We start from the raw sequence: 19,098 nt of genomic DNA on the forward strand, positions 1-19,098 counted from the left end.
AATGGCCGAGGTGACGCGGGAGAAACGCCTGCGTTATCATCGTTTTCATCATGAAGCGAGAAATTGAAATGCCTACCCCACTCGATCCGATCGTGTCCGAATTCGCTACCGTCGAAGAAGCCGAGGCTTATGACAAGTGGTTCCGGGAGAAGATCCAGGCTGCACGCGCGAATCCCGGTCCGCTCATCCCCCACGATGAAGCGATGGCGCGCATTCGCAACAAGCTCCAGGCGAGAATAAAAGAGCAGGAGAAAGCGCGAAAGTAATGTTGCCGATTCGATGGTCCACCAAAGCGCTCGACAACCTCGATGAACTGACCGATCACATTGCCGAAGATAGTATCTGGGCCGCAGTCGACATATTCGAGCTGATTCAAAACTCTATCATCCCCGCCGCGACTCATCCCTACATTTTCCGTCCAGGACGCGTCGCCGGAACGCGCGAGATCGTCGCTCATCCGAACTACATCGTCGTTTATGAAATCGTCGATGGCTGGATACAGGTGATGGGCGTCGTTCACGCACGGCAACGGTATCCCGGATAAAGTTTCGACGGGCGAATGCCTGGCGCCGCACCTCGCGGCGCCTTTCACTTTCCAAGCCGACCGTCCGCTCCTGCACTATCCTCCACAGATCAAGCCCTCGCAAGGCGGATCATGAACGCGGCGTCTGTCACCCCATCCCTGCGCGAAATCAATGATTTGCCGTCGCCGCGCGGCCTGCCGCTGCTTGGCAACCTGCACCAGTTGCCGCCCGCCACGCATCATCTGACGCTCGAGCGCTGGGCCGCCGAACTCGGCACGCCGTACGTGTTCCGCTTCGGCGCGACGCCCGTCACGGTGTGGAACGACATCGAGTTGTCGCATGCCGTGATGCGTGAGCGGCCGCATCGGTATCGTCGCTATGCGCCCATCGAAAATATCCTGAAGGAGTTTGGCTGCAACGGACTCTTCTCGATCGAAGGCGCCGCCTGGGAACCGCAGCGGCGTCTCGTGATGCAGGCATTGTCGATTCCGCACATCAAGGCGTTCTATCCGACGCTCGCCGCGATCACCGAGCGGCTGCGGCGGCGCTGGGAAGCGGCGGCGCACGCGGGGCGCGTGGTCGAGATGACCGAGGATCTGAAGCGCTTCACCGTCGATGTCACGAGCGCGCTCGCGTTCGGCGAAGATCCGAACACGCTGGAGAACGAGCGCGTGCTGATCCAGGAGCAACTGGCGATGCTCCTGCCGACGCTGATGGCGCGCGTGAACGCGCCTTTCGCCTACTGGCACTACGTGAAGTTTCCGCGCGACCGCAAGTTCGACGAAGCGATGATCGACGTGCATCGTCATATCCGCGAACTGATGGCGAGGGCGCGCGCCCGCATGCGCGAGGAAGCGGCTGCGCAAGCGCACGAGACGCCCCAAGCGCCGCGCAATCTGCTCGACGCGATGCTTGCCCTGCGCGACGCGCCCGGCTCCGGCATCACCGACGACGAAGTCGCCGCCAACGTGCTGACCATGCTCGTCGCGGGCGAGGAGACGACGGCGACGTCGATCGCGTGGGCGCTGCTTTTTCTCGGCACCGACGACGCATTGCAGGCGCGCGTCTCCGCCTGCGCGCGGCGCGTGCTCGGCGGCTCGGTGGTATGCCCGAGCTATGGCGCGATGCGTGAGCTCGATCTGTGCGAAGCGGTGTGCACGGAAGCGAGCCGGCTGCATCCGGTCGCGCCGTATCTGTCGTTCGAGCCGCTGGAGGAAGTGCGGCTGCAGGGCGTGCGCTTGCCCGCCGGCACGAAGATTTTCATGCTGCATCGCCCCGCGATGCTGGACCCGCACAATTACGCCGATCCCGAGCGTTACGATCCCGATCGATGGCTGCACGACCATCGGCAGGAAAACGCGTCGCCGCGCGGCGCACATGAACCGCGCGCCTATCTGCAATTCGGCGCGGGGCCGCGCGTGTGTCCGGGGCGGCATCTGGCGGCGGTGGAGATGCGGCTCGTCATATCGATGCTGACAGCGAACTTCACCGCGCAACTTGCCACGAATCCCGGCGATATCCGCGAAATCTGCACGTTCACCGCCGTTCCGAGCGAAATGCCGATGCGCCTCGCGCTGCGATAGCCGCGTCAGCCGGCGTCGAGCGCATCGGCGGCGGTGGAAGCGGGTGCCGGCACGCCGCCGGTCGCCATCCACAGCACTTCGGCGTCATCCTCGCTCGTCGATATGGCCGCGTGGCCGGTGCGGCTGTCGAAGTAGATGCTGTCGCCGGCGTTCAGATGCGTTGGCGCGTAGAGTTCGGAGTAGAGGCACACGCTGCCGCTTATCACGTAGAGAAATTCTTCGCCCTCGTGACGGCCCCAGTCGTCGAAGGCATCGAGCGTGTGCGCCGAAATGCGGATGCGAAACGGCAGCATCGCCTTGTGCGCGAGTTCGGTGGCGAGCAGTTCCATCTGGTAGCCGCGATACGCGTGGCGCTGCCCTTCGTCGCGCCGCGTGAGCGCCCGCCGGCCGCTGGCGTTCGGCGCGGGCGCGGTGCCGAACAATTCGGCGAGATCGATCCGCAGGCCGCGCACGATTTTCTGCAACACGTCGAAGGTCGGCGACATCAGCCCGTTTTCGATTTTCGACAGCGCCGAACGCGACACGCCGCACAGGCGGCTCGCGGTTTCGAGCGTCAGATCATGCGCGAGCCGTGCGCGCTTCACCCGGCGCCCGAGATCGGATGCGGATTGTTCGGGTGAATTTTTTGTGCTGAGGCTGGGCATAGGAAAAGCGTTTAGTTTCCGATCATAACATCGCGAAGGCTGGCGAAAGATCCCGTCGACAAGCCGAATCTACCGCCGCACAAGGCCGTGCGCATGGGGGACAACCCCGATATTGTCCGCTGTTGTGAGCAAAGGCGGCAGCGCGTATAGTGGCCGGACTCACGAAAGTTTCTTATCAGAAACTTCGCTTGCAGAACGAACCCGCTTCGAAAGGACCTCATCGTGAACGCACAATCGATTCTCTCCGACCTCGGCATCGCGAGCCTCGTCACCGATGGCGACATCGCCGTCACTTCACCGATTACCGGCGAAGTCATCGGCCGGGTGAAGCAGAACACCACCGCCGACGTCGATGCTGCCCTGGGCGCCGCGCGCACCGCGTTCGCCGCGTGGCGCAATGTGCCTGCGCCGCGACGCGGCGAACTCGTGCGTCTGCTCGGCAATCGGCTGCGCGACAAAAAGGAGGCGCTCGGCCGTCTCGTGTCGCTCGAGGCGGGCAAGATTCTCCAGGAAGGTCTCGGCGAAGTGCAGGAAATGATCGACATCTGCGATTTCGCCGTCGGGCTCTCACGCCAGTTGTACGGCCTGACGATCGCGTCCGAGCGTCCCGGCCATCGCATGGCGGAGACGTGGCATCCGTTCGGCGTGTGCACGATCATCTCGGCGTTCAATTTCCCGGTCGCGGTGTGGTCGTGGAACGCGGCGCTCGCGCTCGTGTGCGGCAACGCGGTGGTGTGGAAGCCGTCCGAGAAGACGCCGCTCACCGCGCTCGCCGTCGATCGCATCTTGCGCGAGGCCATCGACGAATTCGGCGCCGCGCCGGCGGGCCTCGCGTCGGTGATCATCGGCGGACGAGACGTCGGCGCGGCGCTCGTCGCGGACAAGCGGTCGGACATCGTCAGCGCGACGGGCAGCACGGAAATGGGCCGCAAGGTCGGCGTCGCCGTCGCGGAGCGCTTCGGCCGCTCGATTCTCGAACTCGGCGGCAACAACGCGGGCATCGTCTCGGAGACCGCCAATCGCGATCTCGCGCTGCGCGGCATCCTGTTTTCGGCGGTCGGCACGGCGGGGCAACGCTGCACGTCGCTGCGGCGTCTCTTCGTGCATGACAGCATTTACGACGAAACCGTCGCGCGCCTGAAAGATCTCTACGCGAAGGTGCCCGTCGGCAATCCGCTGGAGCAAGGCGTGCTGATGGGCCCGCTCATCGACGTGCAGGCATTCGCGCGCATGCAGGATGCGCTCGAACAGGCGAAGGGCGAGGGCGGCAAGGTGTCCGGCGGCGAGCGCGTCACCGTGAAGGGCCATGAAAGCGGCTACTACGTGCGCCCGGCGCTCGTCGAAATGCCGTCGCAAACGGATGTCGTGCTGAAGGAAACCTTCGCGCCGATTCTTTACGTGATGCGCTATTCCGATTTCGACGAAGCCATCGCCGCGAACAACGCCGCCGCGCATGGCCTGTCGTCGTGCGCGTTCACGACCGACCTGCGCGAGGCCGAGCGCTTCCTGTCCGCATCGGGCAGCGATTGCGGCATCGCCAACGTAAACATCGGGCCGAGCGGCGCGGAGATCGGCGGCGCATTCGGTGGCGAGAAGGAAACGGGCGGCGGCCGCGAATCGGGCTCGGATGCATGGAAGGCCTATATGCGCCGTGCAACCAACACGATCAACTACTCGTCGGAATTGCCGCTTGCGCAGGGCATCGACTTCAATCTCGGCTGACGCATGCGTTCTGCGCGCCGCGTTGGCATTTTGCGTTTTGTCTGTTGCATGCAAACGCGCGATGTCCGTATCGGCGAGCGATGCGTGACGTAGCGGGAATTCATCGGCGAATGGAGGCGGCGTGGCTTCTCAAGTGGTGATCGTGGGCGGTGGGGTGATCGGCAGTTCGGTCGCGTATTTCCTTCGCGCGGCGGACCCGACGGTGCAGGTGACGGTGATCGAGCGCGATCCGACTTACGCGCGCTCGTCGTCGGCGCTGTCGGCGGCATCGATCCGGCAGCAGTTCTCGACGCCGCTTTCGGTGCGCATGTCGCTCTTCGGCATCGAGTTCCTGCGCTCGATCGGCGAACGGCTCGAAGTGAACGGCGAACGTCCGTCGATCGATCTGCACGAAGGCGGTTATCTCTTCCTCGCGACGTCGCCCGGCGAAGCGACGCTGCGCGAAAATCACGCGCTGCAGCGCGAACTCGGCGCGGACATCAGCCTCTTCGATTCCGCGCAACTGCGTGCGCGTTTTCCGTGGCTCAACACGGACGATCTCGCCGCGGGCGCGTTCGGCGAGAGCGGCGAAGGCTGGTTCGACGGCTACGGTCTCGTGCAGGCGCTGCGGCGCAAGGCGCAGTCGCTCGGCGCGCGCTATGTGACGACGGAAGTCGTCGGCATCGAGCGGGAAGCACGGCGCGCGACGGCCGTGCGCGCGGCCAACGGCGAGACCTATGCGTGCGATGTCGTCGTGAACGCGGCGGGCGCATGGTCGCGCGGGATCGCGGCCATGCTCGGCATCGACATTCCGGTGTATGCGCGGCGGCGCAGCATCTTCAACGTGTCGTCGCCGGCGAAGCTCGAACGCGCGCCGCTGCTGATCGATCCGACCGGCGTCTATTTCCGTCCCGAAGGGCGCACGTATATCTGCGGCACGTCGCCCTCGGCGGACAATGATCCCGACGACTTGCCGCTCGATGAAGTCGATCACGCGCTCTTCGACGACGTAATCTGGCCGACGCTCGCGCACCGCGTGCCGGCGTTCGAGGCGCTGCGCGTGGAGCGCTGCTGGTCCGGGTATTACGAATACAACGTGCTTGATCAAAACGCGATCATCGGCCGCCATCCGGACGTGGAGAATTGCATCTTCGCCAACGGATTCAGCGGACACGGCCTGCAACAAGGCCCGGCGACGGGGCGCGGCGTGAGCGAGCTGATTTTGCGCGGACGCTACGAAACGATCGATTTATCGCCGCTCGACTGGACGCGAGTTCTGGAAGGCCGCCCGATCGTCGAAAAGAATGTCGTATAACTGATAGATGACCGACAGCCGCCGCTTTCATAACCGATGACTTAAGAATGCCCGGTACTTTTCACCGGGCATTTTTTTAGCTACGGAAATAGACAAGCGGATTGAAACTGGTCTGACAGGGTTTCGGACAGGCATTCTTATCATCATCGTCACGCTGACGTGCGAAGTCCATCAATGAAATCCACTAGGGCCAGCCGCTTTCGAGAAGCGCATTCTGGAAGCGTCAAAAACGTTTTTTCTGCGCTTCATAGAAAGGAGACAAAACATGGAAGCGAATACGAGCGCCCATTTCTATGCCTGGATCGACGACGGCGAGCTGCCGCCGGACACGAGCGTCAGTGTGTCGCATCGTTCCAGTCAGGTATCGGCGGAGCCCGAGTATGTCACCGAAATTTGCGGACGTTTCGCAAAGACCGAAGAGGAAAAAAATTCCTGCGTCATTCGCGGATATAACTGACGATCTTTAACGCAGTGTGTTGCGCGCGTGACACGGTTTGTGACCGTGCTTATTTGAACGCGTGAGAATGCGCATTCGGCGATTCATGACGAGACTTCATGAAACGCATAATGCCGGCTGAAATAAACCGGCATTATGAATTTTGTGTGCGTTGTCAAACAGAAGGTCGTCGTTTATCGCCAGTGTGCAAATAGAACCCGCCGCGAGCGGGTTTTTTCATGCATGACGCGTTCTGAAGGTTCTTCGAACCGCCCGGCAGACCGCGCCCGCCGATGGCACAATCGCTCGCAACGCCCGCATATCAGGAGCAGCCGGTGGCGAATCTGGATCTGGACAATCCGTTTCTCGAAGCGCTCGGCGCGACCTTCACCAAGTGGGACGCGGGCTACGCCGAATTCACGATGCCGATCCGCGCGGCACATCTGAACCGCCAGCGCATCCTCCAGGGTGGCGCGATCGCCACGCTGCTCGACGCGGCGTGCGGCTACGCGGGTCTTTTCACGACGGACGTCGCGCCCGTGCACGGTTTCACGCTTTCCCTCACGGTCAACTATCTCGATCGCGGCATCGGCGACAAGGTCGTCGCGAAGGGCTTTCTCGAACGGCAGGGACGCTCCGTTTACTTCGCGCGCGGCGAGGCGTGGGTCGACGATCGCGTGATGATCGCGAGCGCGCAAGGCACGTTCAAGTACGCGCGCTGATCGCGGCGCGTCTCACGATGGCCAATCGAAATCTCCTCAGACGCCTCGATCTCACGACGCTGCAACTCTTTCTCGCGGTCTTCGAGGAGGGCACGCTCACGCGCGCGGCCGAGCGCGAGGCGATCGCGGTGTCGGCGGCGAGCAAGCGGCTGCTCGAACTGGAGCAGGCGGTCGGCGCCGTGCTCTTCGAGCGCAAGGCGCGCGGCATGGCGCTGACGCCCGCGGGCGAAACGCTGCTTCACCACGCGCGGCGCGTATTGCGCGATGTCGAGAACATCGGCATCGAACTCGCCGAGCATGCGAGCGGCGTGCGCGGCTACGTGCGGATGATGGCCAACCTGTCCGCGATCGTCGAATTTCTGCCGGAGGATTTGCGCGCGTTTTCGTCCGTCCATGACCAGATCAAGATCGATCTCGAAGAACGGCCGAGCGGCGGCATCGTGGAAGGCGTGGCGGACAGTCTCGTCGATCTCGGTATCTGTTCCGGCGACGCCGACACGCGCGGACTCGAAAGCGCGCACTACCGTCACGACCGGCTCGCGATCGTCATGCCCGGCGATCATCCGCTGGCGCGGCGCGCGAGCGTCGCGTTTGCAGAGACGCTGGACTTCGATCATATCGGCCTGCATTCGGCGAGCTCCATCAACATGCGCACGCATCTCGCGGCGCGGCAGGCGGGCCGTGCGCTGCGCTTGCGCATCCACGTGCCCGGCTTCGATGCCGTGTGCCGCATGGTGCAAGCGGGCATGGGCGTCGGCGTGCTGCCGATGCAGGTGTTCGAAGCGATGGGCCGCCAGCTCGGGCTTGCGGCCGTCGCGCTCGAAGACGAATGGGCCGCGCGCAGCCTCGTGATCGTCGTGCGCGATTCGGATGCGCTCTCGCCCGTGAGCCGCCTGCTGTTCGATCATCTGCGGACCGTCGAAGCGCGCATTTAGAATTCAAAAAACCAGCGAGCGTTCGCGGTTCGCGAACGATCCTTGCCGAAATGCGGTTGGACGCGGCTCAGCGTTCGCCAATAAGCTTGTCTCCACAGTACAAAACAGGAGACAGGCAACATGAGCGGACCTCTTCAGGGCATTCGCGTCATCGAAATCGGCACGCTGATCGCGGCGCCGTTCGCGGCGCGCATGCTGGCCGAATTCGGCGCGGAAGTCATCAAGATCGAAGCGCCGAATGGCGGCGATCCCCTCCGCAAATGGCGAAAACTCCACGAGGGCACGTCGCTCTGGTGGTATCTGCAATCGCGCAACAAGAAGTCGGTGTGCGTGAATCTCAAGTCGCCAGAAGGCGCGGACGTCATCAAGCGGCTGGCGGCGGATGCGGACATCGTCATCGAAAACATGCGTCCCGGCGCGCTCGAAAAGCTCGGTCTCGGCTGGGACATTTTGCATGCAATAAACCCCAAGCTCACGATGGTCCGCATCTCCGGCTACGGCCAGACGGGCCCTTACCGCGACCGGCCGGGATTCGGCGCGATCGGCGAGGCGATGGGCGGCATCCGCTACACGACGGGCGACGCCGAAGGCCTGCCGGCGCGCGTCGGCGTGAGCCTGGGCGATTCGCTGGCGTCGCTGCATGGCGTGATCGGCGCGCTGATGTCGGTGCTGCGCGTGAAGACCGGTCAGGGCGATGGACAAGTCGTCGATGTGTCGCTCGTCGAAAGCGTCTTCAACCTGATGGAAAGCCTCGTGCCCGAATACGACCTGCTCGGCCATGTGCGCGAGCGCAGCGGCGGGGCGCTGCCGGGCATCGCGCCGTCGAATACGTATCGCACCGAGGATGGCGGCTTCGTCGTGATCGCGGGCAACAGCGATCCGATCTACCGGCGCCTGATGCACGTGATCGGCCGCGCCGATCTCGCCGACGATCCCGCGCTCGCCCATAACGACGGCCGCGTGAAGCAAAGCGCGATGCTCGACGAAGCGATCACCGCGTGGACCTCGCATCACTCGATGGACGACGTGCTCGCGACGCTCGAACGCGAGGAAGTGCCGTCGGGCCGCATCTACTCGGTCGCGGACATCGTCGGCGATGCGCATTACCAGGCGCGCGACATGTTGCTGAAGGCCGATTTGCCGGGCGGCGCATCGGTGAAGATGCCGGGCATCGTGCCGAAGCTCTCCGACACGCCGGGCGAAGTGCACTGGCAAGGTCCGGCGCTCGGCGAGCATACGCAAGCGGTTCTGGAATCGCTCGGCTTCGACGCCGATGAAGTGCAGCGGCTGCGTGCCGAAGGAGCGGTGCAATGAATCATGCATACAAAGAACCGCTGATCGTTCAGGAAGTCGCGCCGCGCGACGGCTTGCAGATCGAAAAGCAATGGGTCGAGACGGCGGACAAGATCGCGCTGATCGATGGCCTTTCGGCCTGCGGCTTCACGCGCATCGAGGCGGGCTCGTTCGTGTCGCCCAAGGCGATTCCCGCGCTGCGCGATGGCGACGCGGTGTTCGGCGGAATCCGGCGTGAAGCGGGCGTGATCTATGTCGCGCTCGTGCCGAACGTGAAGGGCGCGGAACGCGCGCTCGCCGCCCGCGCCGACGAACTCAATCTCGTGATGTCCGCGAGCCAGACGCACAACCGCGCGAACATGCGCATGAGTTGCGAGTCGTCGCTGGCCGGTTTCGGCGATGTCGTGCGCCTCGCCTCGGCGAAGGTTTCACTGAACGCCACCGTGGCCACGGCGTTCGGCTGCCCGTTCGAAGGGCGCATCGACGAGGACCGTGTCGTGTCGATCGTGCGGACGTATCGGGAGATGGGCATCACCGGCATCACGCTCGCCGATACGACCGGCATGGCGAATCCGCGCCAGGTCGCGCGCCTCGTTGCGCGCGTGCTCGAAGACGTGCCCGCCGCGGATCTGACGCTGCACTTTCACAACACGCGCGGCCTCGGTCTCGCCAATGTCCTCGCCGCGTACGACGCAGGCGCGCGCCGCTTCGATGCCGCGCTCGGCGGTCTCGGCGGTTGTCCGTTCGCGCCGGGCGCCTCGGGAAACATCTGCACCGAAGACCTCGTGAACATGTGCGACGAGATGGGCATTCCGACGGGCATCGATCTGCAAAAGCTCATCGCGCTATCGCGTACGCTGCCCGCGCTCGTCGGACACGAGGTGTCGGGACAAGTCGCGAAGGCGGGACGCAATTGCGATCTGCATCCCGTCCCCGAATACGTTCTTGCACTTTGAATTCAAAAGACAAAATCACACTGGAGACAATCATGAGCGATCTGAGCGTAAGCGCGGCCAACGGGCCGCAGACGAGCGAAAACACCGCGGACATCATCCGCAAGGTGGCATGGCGGCTGATGCCGCTCATCATGCTGTGTTATCTCTTCGCGTTCTTCGACCGCATCAACATCAGCTTCGCGAAGTTTCAGCTACAAAGCTCGCTCGGTTTTTCCGACACGGCTTACGGCCTCGGCGCGAGTCTCTTCGTGATCGGCTATGTTTTGTTCGAAGTGCCAAGCAACATGCTGCTCTATAAGGTCGGCGCGCGGCGCTGGATCGCGCGCATCATGATTTCGTGGGGCATCGCGACCGCGCTGATGGTCTTCGTGCAGACGGAGTGGCAGTTCTACGGGCTGCGCTTCATCATCGGCGCGATGGAGGCGGGCTTCGCGCCGGGCGTGCTGTATTACCTGACGCTGTGGTTTCCGGCGAGCTATCGCGGACGCATCACGTCGCTGCTGTTTTTGGCGTCGGCGTTTTCGGGGCTCGTCGGCGCGCCGCTTTCGGGTCTCGTGCTCGGGCACATGAACGGCGTGTTCGGCATTGCCGGCTGGCACTGGCTGTTCCTGCTCGGCGGCCTGCCGTGCGTGCTGCTCGGCGTGCTCGTGCTGAAGGTGCTGAAAGATCGCATCGATGACGCCGCGTGGCTCTCGGCATCCGAGAAGACGTATCTGAAGAGCCGGATTTCGACGCAAAGCCAGCACACCGACACCGGCCATTCGCTGTTCGGCGCGATCAGGACGCCCGGCTTTCTGATGCTCGGCTTCATCTACTTCCTGATTCAGATCGCATCGTATGGGCTGAACTTCTGGGCGCCGCACCTGATTCGCGCGGCGGGCACGCAGAATCCGACGATCATCGGGCTCCTGACGGCCGTGCCGTACATCTGCGGCGCGATCTGCATGGTCGTGGTCGGCCGCATGTCGGATCGTTCGGGCGAGCGCCGCAAGTTCGTCGCGTTACTGCTCGTGTTGGCGGCGGCCGGCTTCTTCGCGGCAGGCATCTTCGACAAGCAGACGACGCTTCTCATCGCCGCGCTCGGCGTGATGGGCGCGGGCGTGATCGCGTCGATCCCGGCATTCTGGGCGCTGCCGCCGAAGCTTTTGACCGGCGCGGGCGCGGCGGGCGGCATCGCGCTGATCAATACGCTCGGGCAGCTCGGCGGCATCGTGAGTCCGGTGATGGTCGGCCGTATCCGCGACACGATGGGCAGCACGACGCCCGCGCTGTACGCGATCGGCGCGATGAGCGTGGTGTGCGCGCTGTTGCTGCTGTTCGGCTTGCCGCAATCGCTGCGGCAGCGCGATCATTCCGAGCACAAGGCCTGACAGAAAAAGCCCGGCGGAATGCCTTCCCGCCGGGCGTTTGCCTGTGCCTCAATCCTTCCAGGTCCACTCGCGAATCTCGTCGCGGTCGATGCCTTCCTCGTGCGCGTACCGCACGCTCTCGATGATCTGATTCTTGAGCCATTCCTTCGTATGCGCGCCGCTGCCGGCGATGCGCGGCACGCGGTCGATCACGTCGATCGCGAGCGTATAGCGATCCACGCCGTTGATGATCGCGAGCTCGAACGGCGTGTTGATATTGCCGCGCTCGCGATAGCCGTGCACGTGCATGTTCGCGTGATTCGTGCGGTTATAGGTGAGCTTGTGCACGAGCGTCGGGTACGAGTGGAAGTTGAAGATCACCGGTTTGTCGCGCGTGAAGATCGAATCGAAATCGCGATGCGACAGGCCGTGCGGATGATCCGTGTCCGGCAACAGCCTGAAGAGATCGACGACATTGACGAAGCGGATTTTCAGATCCGCGCAATTCGCCTTCAGGATTTCGACGGCCGCGAGCGCTTCCATCGTCGCGATATCGCCTGCGCACGCGATCACGACGTCCGGCTCCTGGCCCTGATCCGTCGACGCCCAATCCCAGATGCCGATGCCCTTCGCGCAATGCACGATGGCGTCCTTCATGCTCAGATACTGCAAATGCGGCTGTTTGTCCGCGACGATCACGTTCACGTAATCATGCGTGCGCAGGCAGTGATCCGCGACGCTCAACAGGCAGTTCGCGTCGGGCGGCAGATAAATGCGCACGACGCCCGGGCTCTTGTTCGTGACGACATCGAGAAAGCCGGGGTCCTGATGCGTGAAGCCGTTGTGATCCTGACGCCACACGAGCGACGTGATGAGCAGATTGATCGACGGCACCGGCGCGCGCCAGTCGAGCTCGTTCTTCGCCTTTTCGAGCCACTTCGCGTGCTGATTGAACATCGAGTCGATCACGTGGACGAACGCTTCGTATGTCGCGAAAAGGCCGTGGCGGCCGGTCAGCACGTAGCCTTCGAACCAGCCTTCGAGCGTGTGCTCGGAGAGCATCTCCATCACGCGGCCGTCGATGGACAGCGCGCCGCCGTCGGCGTCTTCGGGCAGCGTCTGCGCGAGCCAGCGCTTGCCCGACGCTTCGTAGACGCCGTCGAGCTTGTTGCTGGCGGTTTCGTCCGGGCCGAAGAGACGGAAGCTCGTCATGTTGCGGCGGATCACGTCGCGCAGGAAGGTGGCGAGCACGGCTGTCGGCGACTGATAGACGCTCGCCGCGCGCTTGAATTCGAACGCGTATTCGCGAATGTCGGGCAAATCGAGCGACCGGCGCAACGCGCCGCCATTCGCATGCGGATTCGCGCTGATGCGTCGCGCGCCTTCGGGCGCGAGCGCGCGCAGCGTCTCGATCAGGCGGCCGTTTTCGTCGAACAATTCCTCCGGCCGGTAGCTGCGCAGCCACGCTTCCAGCAGCGCGAGATTCCGGTGATTGCTGGCCGGATCGGCGATCGGCACCTGATGCGAGCGCCAGAAATTCTCGACCTGGTGACCGTCCACTTCCTTCGGCCCGGTCCAGCCCTTCGGCGTGCGCAGGACGATCATCGGCCAGCGCGGGCGCGTCACGTCTTCCGGATGGGCGCGCGCGTTCGCCTGGATCGCGCGGATATCGGCGATGCAGCGCTCCAGCGTCGCGGCCATGCGCTGATGCATCGCTTCCGGTTCGTCGCCTTCGACGAAATGCGGCGCGTAGCCATAGCCCTTGAAGAGCGCTTCGAGCTCGTCGTGCGGAATGCGCGCGAGGATCGTCGGATTGGCGATCTTGTAGCCGTTCAGATGAAGGATCGGCAGCACGGCGCCGTCGGTCGCGGGATTGAGGAACTTGTTCGAATGCCAGGACGTGGCGAGCGGGCCGGTTTCCGCTTCGCCGTCCCCGACGACCGTCGCGACGATCAGATCCGGATTGTCGAAGGCCGCGCCGAATGAATGCGAGAGGCTGTAGCCGAGTTCGCCGCCTTCGTGTATCGATCCCGGCGTTTCCGGCGTGCAATGCGAGCCGATGCCGCCCGGCGACGAAAACGCCCGGAAGAGTCTGAGCATGCCGCGCTCGTCGGCGCTGCGATCGGGATAGATGTCCGAGTAGTGCTCTTCGAGCCAGGAATTGGCGAGCGTGGCGGGCGCGCCGTGGCCGGGGCCGGAGACGAACAGCACATTCAGGTCGTCGCGCCTGATGAGCCGGTTCAGATGCACCCACACGAACGACTGGCCGGGATCCGAACCCCAGTGGCCGAGCAGACGCCGTTTGATGTGCTCGGGCTTGAGCGGCTCGCGCAGCAGCGGATTCGCGCGCAGGTAGATCATGCCGACCGACAGGTAATTGCAGGCCCGCCAGTAGGCGTCGATGTTCGCGAGGAGGTCGGGGTCGAGCGGCGTGTCGAGAGCGGTCGTGCGAGAGACGTCGTCGTTCAATTGCTTCTCCTTGACAAGTGGAAGGATCGGTCGAGCGTCGCGCGTGCGGATTGGCGCAAGACAGAGTCCCGCGCGTGGTGCAATGATCGGAAATGTTTGTGGCGTTATGTTGGCAGGGCGGTGCGGCATCGACGCCCGCGACGTCGCCCGGACGCTTCGGCGGGCGCCTGCACAGAAATTCTTACGCAATACGTCATTTCTCAAGCGCTCATAAAATGTCCGGATGACCCGAAAATCCGCTTTTGCGACCGACGCCTTCCAGGGCTTTCATCCCGCCGTCGCCGGCTGGTTCCGCTCGCGCTTTCCCGCGCCGACGCCCGCGCAGGCGCGCGCATGGCCGCTCGTCCACGCGCGCCGCTCGACGCTCGTCGCCGCGCCGACGGGCTCCGGCAAGACGCTGACCGCGTTTCTCGCCGCCATCGACGAACTCGTGCGCGACGGCGTCGCGCTCGGCGGGACGCTGCCGGACGAGACGCGCGTCGTGTACGTGTCGCCGCTGAAGGCGCTGTCGAACGACATTCACGTGAATCTGGAGGAACCGCTCGCGGGAATCGCCCAGACGCTGCGCGACGCCGGCGTGGCCGCGCCCGAGATCCGCGCGGCCGTGCGCACCGGCGACACGACGCAGCAGGAGCGCAACGCGGTGAAGAAGCGCCCGCCGCATATTCTCGTGACGACGCCCGAATCGCTCTATGTGCTGCTTTCGTCGGATTCGGGACGCGCGATGCTGTCGGCCACGCGCACCGTGATCGTCGACGAAATTCATGCGGTCGCGGGCAGCAAGCGCGGCTCGCACCTGAGCCTTTCGCTCGCGCGGCTCGACGCGCTGTGCGAGGACGCGGGCGGCGAGCGGCCGGTGCGCGTCGGATTGTCGGCGACGCAAAAGCCGATCGAGCGGGTCGCGAAGTTTCTCGTCGGTGAAAACGAGCCGTGCGAAATCGTCGACGTGGGCCACGTGCGCGCGCGCGATCTCGCGCTCGACATTCCGCCGATGCCGCTCGAAGCGATCATGTCGAACGATACGTGGGAGCGCGTCTACGACCGCCTCGCGGAACTCGCGGGGCAGCATCGCACGACGCTCGTCTTCGTCAACACGCGCCGCATGGCCGAGCGCGCGGCGCGGCATCTGACCGAGCGTCTCGGCAAGGACGCGGTCGCGGCGCATCACGGCAGTCTCGCGCGGGAGCATCGGCTGGACGCGGAGCAGCGGCTCAAGCGCGGCGAATTGCGCGTGCTGATCGCAACCGCCTCGCTGGAACTGGGCATCGATATCGGCGATGTCGATCTCGTCTGCCAGATCGGCTCGCCCGGTTCGATAGGCGCGTTCCTGCAGCGCGTCGGGCGCTCGGGGCATCACGTGGGCGGCACGCCGAAAGGGCGGCTTTTCCCGACGTCGCGCGACGATCTCATCGAATGCGCGGCGTTGCTCGATTGCGTGCGGCGCGTCGAGCTCGACGCGCTGACCATTCCGCGCGCGCCGCTCGACGTGCTCGCGCAGCAGATCACCGCCGAAGTCGCGTGCCGGGAGTGGGGCGAAGACGCGCTTTTCGAGCGCATCACGCGCGCGTATCCGTACGCGACGCTCGACCGCGCCCATTACGAGGCGGTGCTGCGCACGCTCGCGGAAGGCTATACCGGGCGGCAGGGCGTGCGCGCGGCTTACGTGCATCGCGATGCCGTCTCGCGCACGCTGCGCGGCCGGCGCGGCGGCAAGCTGACGGCGGTGACATCGGGCGGCGCCATTCCCGACAACGCCGATTTCGCCGTGATCCTCGAGCCGCAGGGCTTGCAGATCGGCACGGTGAACGAGGATTTCGCCGTCGAAAGCCTCGCGGGCGATATTTTTCAACTGGGCAATACGTCGTATCGGATCATGCGGGTGGAAGGCGGGCGCGTGCGCGTGGAGAACGCCAACGGCCAGCCGCCGAACATCCCGTTCTGGCTCGGCGAAGCGCCGGGCCGCAGCGACGAGCTTTCTCACGCGATCTCGCGTCTGCGCGCGGATATCGACGCGCGCCTCGATGACGGCGTCGATGCCGCCGTCGCCTGGCTCGCACGGGAAAGCGGCATCGCGCTCGAAGCGGCGCGGCAGATCGTCGATTATCTGGCGCGCTCGCGCGCCGCGCTCACCGTGCTGCCGACGCAGGACACGCTCGTCATGGAGCGCTTCTTCGACGAATCCGGCGGCACGCAGCTCGTCATCCACGCGCCGTTCGGCAGCCGCGTGAATCGCGCGTGGGGCCTCGCGCTGCGCAAGCGCTTTTGCCGCACGTTCAACTTCGAATTGCAGGCGGCGGCGACCGAAGACGCGATCGTGCTCTCTCTGACGGGCAGCCACAGCTTCGCGCTCGACGACGTGTGGCGCTATCTGAAGTCCGCGACGGCGGAACACGTGCTGATCCAGGCGCTGCTCGACGCGCCGCTTTTCGGCGTGCGCTGGCGCTGGAACGCGACCAATTCGCTTGCGCTGCCGCGCTACACGGGCGGGCGCAAGGTCGCGCCGCAACTGCAGCGCATGAAAAGCGAGGACCTGCTCGCGGCCGTGTTTCCGGATCAGGTCGCGTGCGCGGAGAACATCGCGGGCGAGCGCGACGTGCCGGCGCATCCGCTCGTCGAGCAAACCATCGACGATTGTCTGCACGACGCAATGGACAGCGACGCGTGGCTCGCGCTTCTGCGACGCATCGAAGCGGGTGGCGTGCGGCTCGTCACGCGCGAACTGCCCGCGCCGTCGCCGCTCGCCGCGGAGATTCTGTCGGCGCGACCCTACGCGTTCCTCGACGATGCGCCGATCGAAGAGCGCCGCACGCAGGCCGTGCTCGCGCGCCGCTGGACCGATCCGCAATCCGCCGGCGATCTCGGCGCGCTCGATCCCGAAGCGATCGCGAGCGTGCGCGACGAGGCGTGGCCCGACGTCACCAGCGCCGACGAAATGCACGAGGCGCTGACGACGCTCGCCTGCATCGCCGAAAGCGAAGCGCAGCGCAGCCCGCAATGGTCCGCATGGCTCGATTCGCTGGCCCGCTCCGGCCGCGCGACGCGGCTGAGGATCGCGGAGCGCGACGCGCTGTGGACGCCCGTCGAGCGTCTTTCCTGCGTGCGCGCCGTCTACGAGCACGCGCCGATGGATCCCGCGCTGCATCCGCCGCCCGGCTTCGACGACGCCTGGTCGCCCGACGATGCGCTCGTCGAAATCGTGCGCGCGCGCTTGTCGGGCTTTGGGCCGCTGACGGTGCCGGAGATCGCGCGTCCGCTCGCGCTGCCCGCATCGGCGATCGCACTCGCGTTGACGCGGCTCGAAGCGCAGGGCTACGTGATGCGCGGCCGATTCACGCCCGGCGCACAGGCCGAGGAATGGTGCGAGCGGCATCTGCTCGCGCGGATTCATCGCTATACGGTGCGGCGGCTGCGTCGCGAAATCGAGCCGGTCGAGCGGCAGGACTTCATGCGCTTTCTGCTCGAATGGCAGCGCGTCGCGCCCGAATCCCACGGCGAGGGCCGCGACGCGCTCGCCGCCGTGCTGGAGCAGCTCGAAGGATTCGAAGCGCCCGCCGTCGCGTGGGAGGACGAGATTCTGCCGGCGCGTATCGCCGATTATTCCGGCATGTGGCTCGACGATCTCTGCCGCGCGGGCAAGCTCGTGTGGACGCGCCCGGCGGGACGCTCGCGCGCGTCGGGCGGTCCGGTGCGCGGCACGCCGATCGTGCTGTTGCCGCGTCGTCACCTCGACGCGTGGAACGGGCTCATGCGTCCGGACGAAGCGCCGCAGTTGTCGTCGCGCGCGGAGCGCGTGTTCGATGCGCTGAACGCCCACGGCGCGATGTTCTTCGACGAGCTTCTCGCCGACGTGCGGCTCTTGCGGACCGAACTCGAAGACGCGCTCGGCGAACTCGTCGCGCTCGGGCTCGTCAACGCCGACAGCTTCGCGGGCCTGCGCGCGCTCCTCGCGCCGGCGGCGAAGCGCAACGCGTTCGCGCGCCGTCCGCGGCGCGGCGGACTGTTCATCGGCGGAATGGACGACGCCGGGCGCTGGGCGCTCCTGCGCCGCGCGAAGCCGGACGACGCGCGCGGCGAAGGCGATCTGGAGCACGTCGCGCTGACGCTGTTGCGGCGCTATGGCGTCGTGTTCTGGCGGCTCCTGGAGCGCGAGGCCGAATGGCTGCCGCCGTGGCGCGACCTGCTGCGCGTGTTTCACCGGCTGGAAGCGCGCGGCGAGATTCGCGGCGGGCGTTTCGTCGCCGGGCTCGCGGGCGAGCAGTTCGCGCTGCCCGACGCGGTGCCGCTCCTGCGCGACATGCGCAAACGGCCGAAGGACGGCGCGTTCGTCGCGCTTTCGGCGGTCGATCCGCTCAATCTCGCCGGCACCTTGCTGCCGGGCGAGAAAGTGCCGGCGCTCGCGGGCAATCGCGTGCTGTATCTCGACGGCGTGCCTGTCGGCGCGGTGGTCGCGGGCAAGACGCGCTATTTCGGCGATATCGAAGGGGAAGGGCGCGAACGCGTTCGGCTCGCGCTCGTCAAGCGCACGGCGCATTCGCTCGGGACATCGGTTGGACGCGGGATTGAAGCAGCGAGGGACGCGATCCCTCGCTGAAGGCAGACGCTACTTCTTCGTGACGATCTTGGTCGTGAACGGCCCGGTCTGCGCGGCCGGCACGTCCTTCACCGGCACGCCCGGATAGTCGACGACACGATTCGTGTTCGACGCCGGGCGGATGCGAAACGACGCCCGCACGCCATCGCGCGCGCCGCCGACGATCGTATGCATCGCCTGTCTGTCGAGTTCGACGCTGTCGGCGAGATCCCTGATTTTGAGGACAGCCATGGATGTTTCCTCCAGAAAGGGGAGTCGTAGTCGAGTATAGACAATGTGCTTGCCGCACCGCCCATACATCGGATGGCAAACGCCGATGGCGGCAAAAGCGTAAGCCTTCTGCCGCGAGGACGTTCGCATCATCTAATGCGAAAGCCGTGCCTGGCTTGGGCGATTCCGCAAGCCGTTGATTTTGCTGAATTTTGATCGAACCGCTGCGCACGCTTAGCCGCTGCGACGCCAACACTTGCCGTCGATGTGTCGGTCTCCGAACGACATGTGCGCGATACCGCTCATGATCGAAAACGCCATTTGCGAAAGCGTGATGTGAAGGCTAGTATCGAACGAGCACCGGGCTTAT

General features: G+C 65.1%; 15 protein-coding genes. 12 read left to right on the forward strand and 3 right to left on the reverse strand.

The features are described 5' to 3' along the window. Positions 1-50 precede the first annotated feature (50 nt). The 3 genes from relB (at position 51) to NOV72_RS02180 (ending at position 2,107) form a co-directional block, all read left to right on the forward strand. Complete coding sequence (gene relB, locus NOV72_RS02170; RefSeq protein ID WP_245932856.1) at positions 51-266, forward strand: type II toxin-antitoxin system RelB family antitoxin; 216 nt, start codon at positions 51-53, stop codon at positions 264-266. Further along, positions 266-544 (forward strand): type II toxin-antitoxin system RelE/ParE family toxin, encoded by a 279-nt coding sequence (locus tag NOV72_RS02175; RefSeq protein ID WP_106852917.1) that lies wholly within the window; start codon positions 266-268, stop codon positions 542-544. The genes relB and NOV72_RS02175 overlap by 1 nt, the downstream gene beginning before the upstream one ends. Before the next feature lie 111 nt (positions 545-655). Beyond that, entirely contained in the window at positions 656-2,107 is a 1,452-nt protein-coding gene (locus NOV72_RS02180; protein ID WP_106852918.1) for a cytochrome P450, read from the forward strand. Between the two features lie 5 nt (positions 2,108-2,112). Here the strand turns inward: NOV72_RS02180 and NOV72_RS02185 are convergent, their stop codons facing one another. Further along, a complete protein-coding gene (locus tag NOV72_RS02185; RefSeq protein WP_106852919.1) occupies positions 2,113-2,751 on the reverse strand; it encodes a helix-turn-helix domain-containing protein in 639 nt (212 codons plus the stop codon). A 222-nt stretch (positions 2,752-2,973) separates the two neighbouring features. Here NOV72_RS02185 and amaB point away from each other — a divergent pair, with 222 nt between their 5' ends. From amaB to NOV72_RS02225, 8 genes are all read left to right on the forward strand, one after another. Further along, positions 2,974-4,473, forward strand: a complete 1,500-nt coding sequence (gene amaB, locus NOV72_RS02190; RefSeq protein ID WP_106852920.1) for an L-piperidine-6-carboxylate dehydrogenase — start codon at positions 2,974-2,976, stop codon at positions 4,471-4,473. A 121-nt stretch (positions 4,474-4,594) separates the two neighbouring features. Next, a complete protein-coding gene (locus NOV72_RS02195; protein ID WP_106852921.1) occupies positions 4,595-5,767 on the forward strand; it encodes an NAD(P)/FAD-dependent oxidoreductase in 1,173 nt (390 codons plus the stop codon). 265 nt (positions 5,768-6,032) lie between these two features. Beyond that, entirely contained in the window at positions 6,033-6,224 is a 192-nt protein-coding gene (locus NOV72_RS02200) for a hypothetical protein (protein WP_106852922.1), read from the forward strand. 272 nt (positions 6,225-6,496) lie between these two features. Then, positions 6,497-6,925: a PaaI family thioesterase gene (locus tag NOV72_RS02205; protein ID WP_425428701.1), complete on the forward strand. Its 429-nt coding sequence runs from the start codon at positions 6,497-6,499 to the stop codon at positions 6,923-6,925. Positions 6,926-6,942: 17 nt separating this feature from the next. Continuing rightward, positions 6,943-7,860 (forward strand): LysR family transcriptional regulator, encoded by a 918-nt coding sequence (locus NOV72_RS02210; protein ID WP_106852923.1) that lies wholly within the window; start codon positions 6,943-6,945, stop codon positions 7,858-7,860. Between the two features lie 120 nt (positions 7,861-7,980). Then, positions 7,981-9,174: a CaiB/BaiF CoA transferase family protein gene (locus tag NOV72_RS02215; protein WP_106852924.1), complete on the forward strand. Its 1,194-nt coding sequence runs from the start codon at positions 7,981-7,983 to the stop codon at positions 9,172-9,174. Continuing rightward, positions 9,171-10,109, forward strand: a complete 939-nt coding sequence (locus NOV72_RS02220; protein ID WP_106852925.1) for a hydroxymethylglutaryl-CoA lyase — start codon at positions 9,171-9,173, stop codon at positions 10,107-10,109. The genes NOV72_RS02215 and NOV72_RS02220 overlap by 4 nt, the downstream gene beginning before the upstream one ends. A gap of 32 nt (positions 10,110-10,141) precedes the next feature. Further along, positions 10,142-11,479 (forward strand): MFS transporter, encoded by a 1,338-nt coding sequence (locus tag NOV72_RS02225; protein ID WP_106852926.1) that lies wholly within the window; start codon positions 10,142-10,144, stop codon positions 11,477-11,479. A gap of 48 nt (positions 11,480-11,527) precedes the next feature. Here NOV72_RS02225 and NOV72_RS02230 read toward each other — a convergent pair whose 3' ends face one another. Further along, complete coding sequence (locus NOV72_RS02230) at positions 11,528-13,927, reverse strand: phosphoketolase family protein (protein WP_106852927.1); 2,400 nt, start codon at positions 13,925-13,927, stop codon at positions 11,528-11,530. A gap of 223 nt (positions 13,928-14,150) precedes the next feature. Between NOV72_RS02230 and NOV72_RS02235 the strand changes: the two genes are divergently transcribed. Next, a complete protein-coding gene (locus NOV72_RS02235; protein ID WP_106852928.1) occupies positions 14,151-18,518 on the forward strand; it encodes a DEAD/DEAH box helicase in 4,368 nt (1,455 codons plus the stop codon). A gap of 9 nt (positions 18,519-18,527) precedes the next feature. On the opposite strand, the gene NOV72_RS02240 is transcribed toward NOV72_RS02235, so the two are convergent. Next, positions 18,528-18,749 (reverse strand): hypothetical protein, encoded by a 222-nt coding sequence (locus NOV72_RS02240; RefSeq protein WP_106852929.1) that lies wholly within the window; start codon positions 18,747-18,749, stop codon positions 18,528-18,530. Positions 18,750-19,098: the final 349 nt, after the last annotated feature.

It is taken from the genome of Caballeronia novacaledonica, assembly GCF_900258035.1.
GTDB lineage: Bacteria > Pseudomonadota > Gammaproteobacteria > Burkholderiales > Burkholderiaceae > Caballeronia > Caballeronia novacaledonica.

Coding starts and splice junctions, on each gene's coding strand:
- NOV72_RS02240 (WP_106852929.1), bottom strand. CDS start 18,749: ATGGCTGTCCTCAAAATCAGGGATCTCGCCGACAGCGTCGAACTCGAC.
- NOV72_RS02205 (WP_425428701.1), top strand. CDS start 6,497: ATGGCACAATCGCTCGCAACGCCCGCATATCAGGAGCAGCCGGTGGCG.
- NOV72_RS02210 (WP_106852923.1), top strand. CDS start 6,943: ATGGCCAATCGAAATCTCCTCAGACGCCTCGATCTCACGACGCTGCAA.
- NOV72_RS02215 (WP_106852924.1), top strand. CDS start 7,981: ATGAGCGGACCTCTTCAGGGCATTCGCGTCATCGAAATCGGCACGCTG.
- NOV72_RS02175 (WP_106852917.1), top strand. CDS start 266: ATGTTGCCGATTCGATGGTCCACCAAAGCGCTCGACAACCTCGATGAA.
- relB (WP_245932856.1), top strand. CDS start 51: ATGAAGCGAGAAATTGAAATGCCTACCCCACTCGATCCGATCGTGTCC.
- NOV72_RS02220 (WP_106852925.1), top strand. CDS start 9,171: ATGAATCATGCATACAAAGAACCGCTGATCGTTCAGGAAGTCGCGCCG.
- NOV72_RS02225 (WP_106852926.1), top strand. CDS start 10,142: ATGAGCGATCTGAGCGTAAGCGCGGCCAACGGGCCGCAGACGAGCGAA.
- NOV72_RS02235 (WP_106852928.1), top strand. CDS start 14,151: ATGACCCGAAAATCCGCTTTTGCGACCGACGCCTTCCAGGGCTTTCAT.
- NOV72_RS02185 (WP_106852919.1), bottom strand. CDS start 2,751: ATGCCCAGCCTCAGCACAAAAAATTCACCCGAACAATCCGCATCCGAT.
- NOV72_RS02180 (WP_106852918.1), top strand. CDS start 656: ATGAACGCGGCGTCTGTCACCCCATCCCTGCGCGAAATCAATGATTTG.
- NOV72_RS02200 (WP_106852922.1), top strand. CDS start 6,033: ATGGAAGCGAATACGAGCGCCCATTTCTATGCCTGGATCGACGACGGC.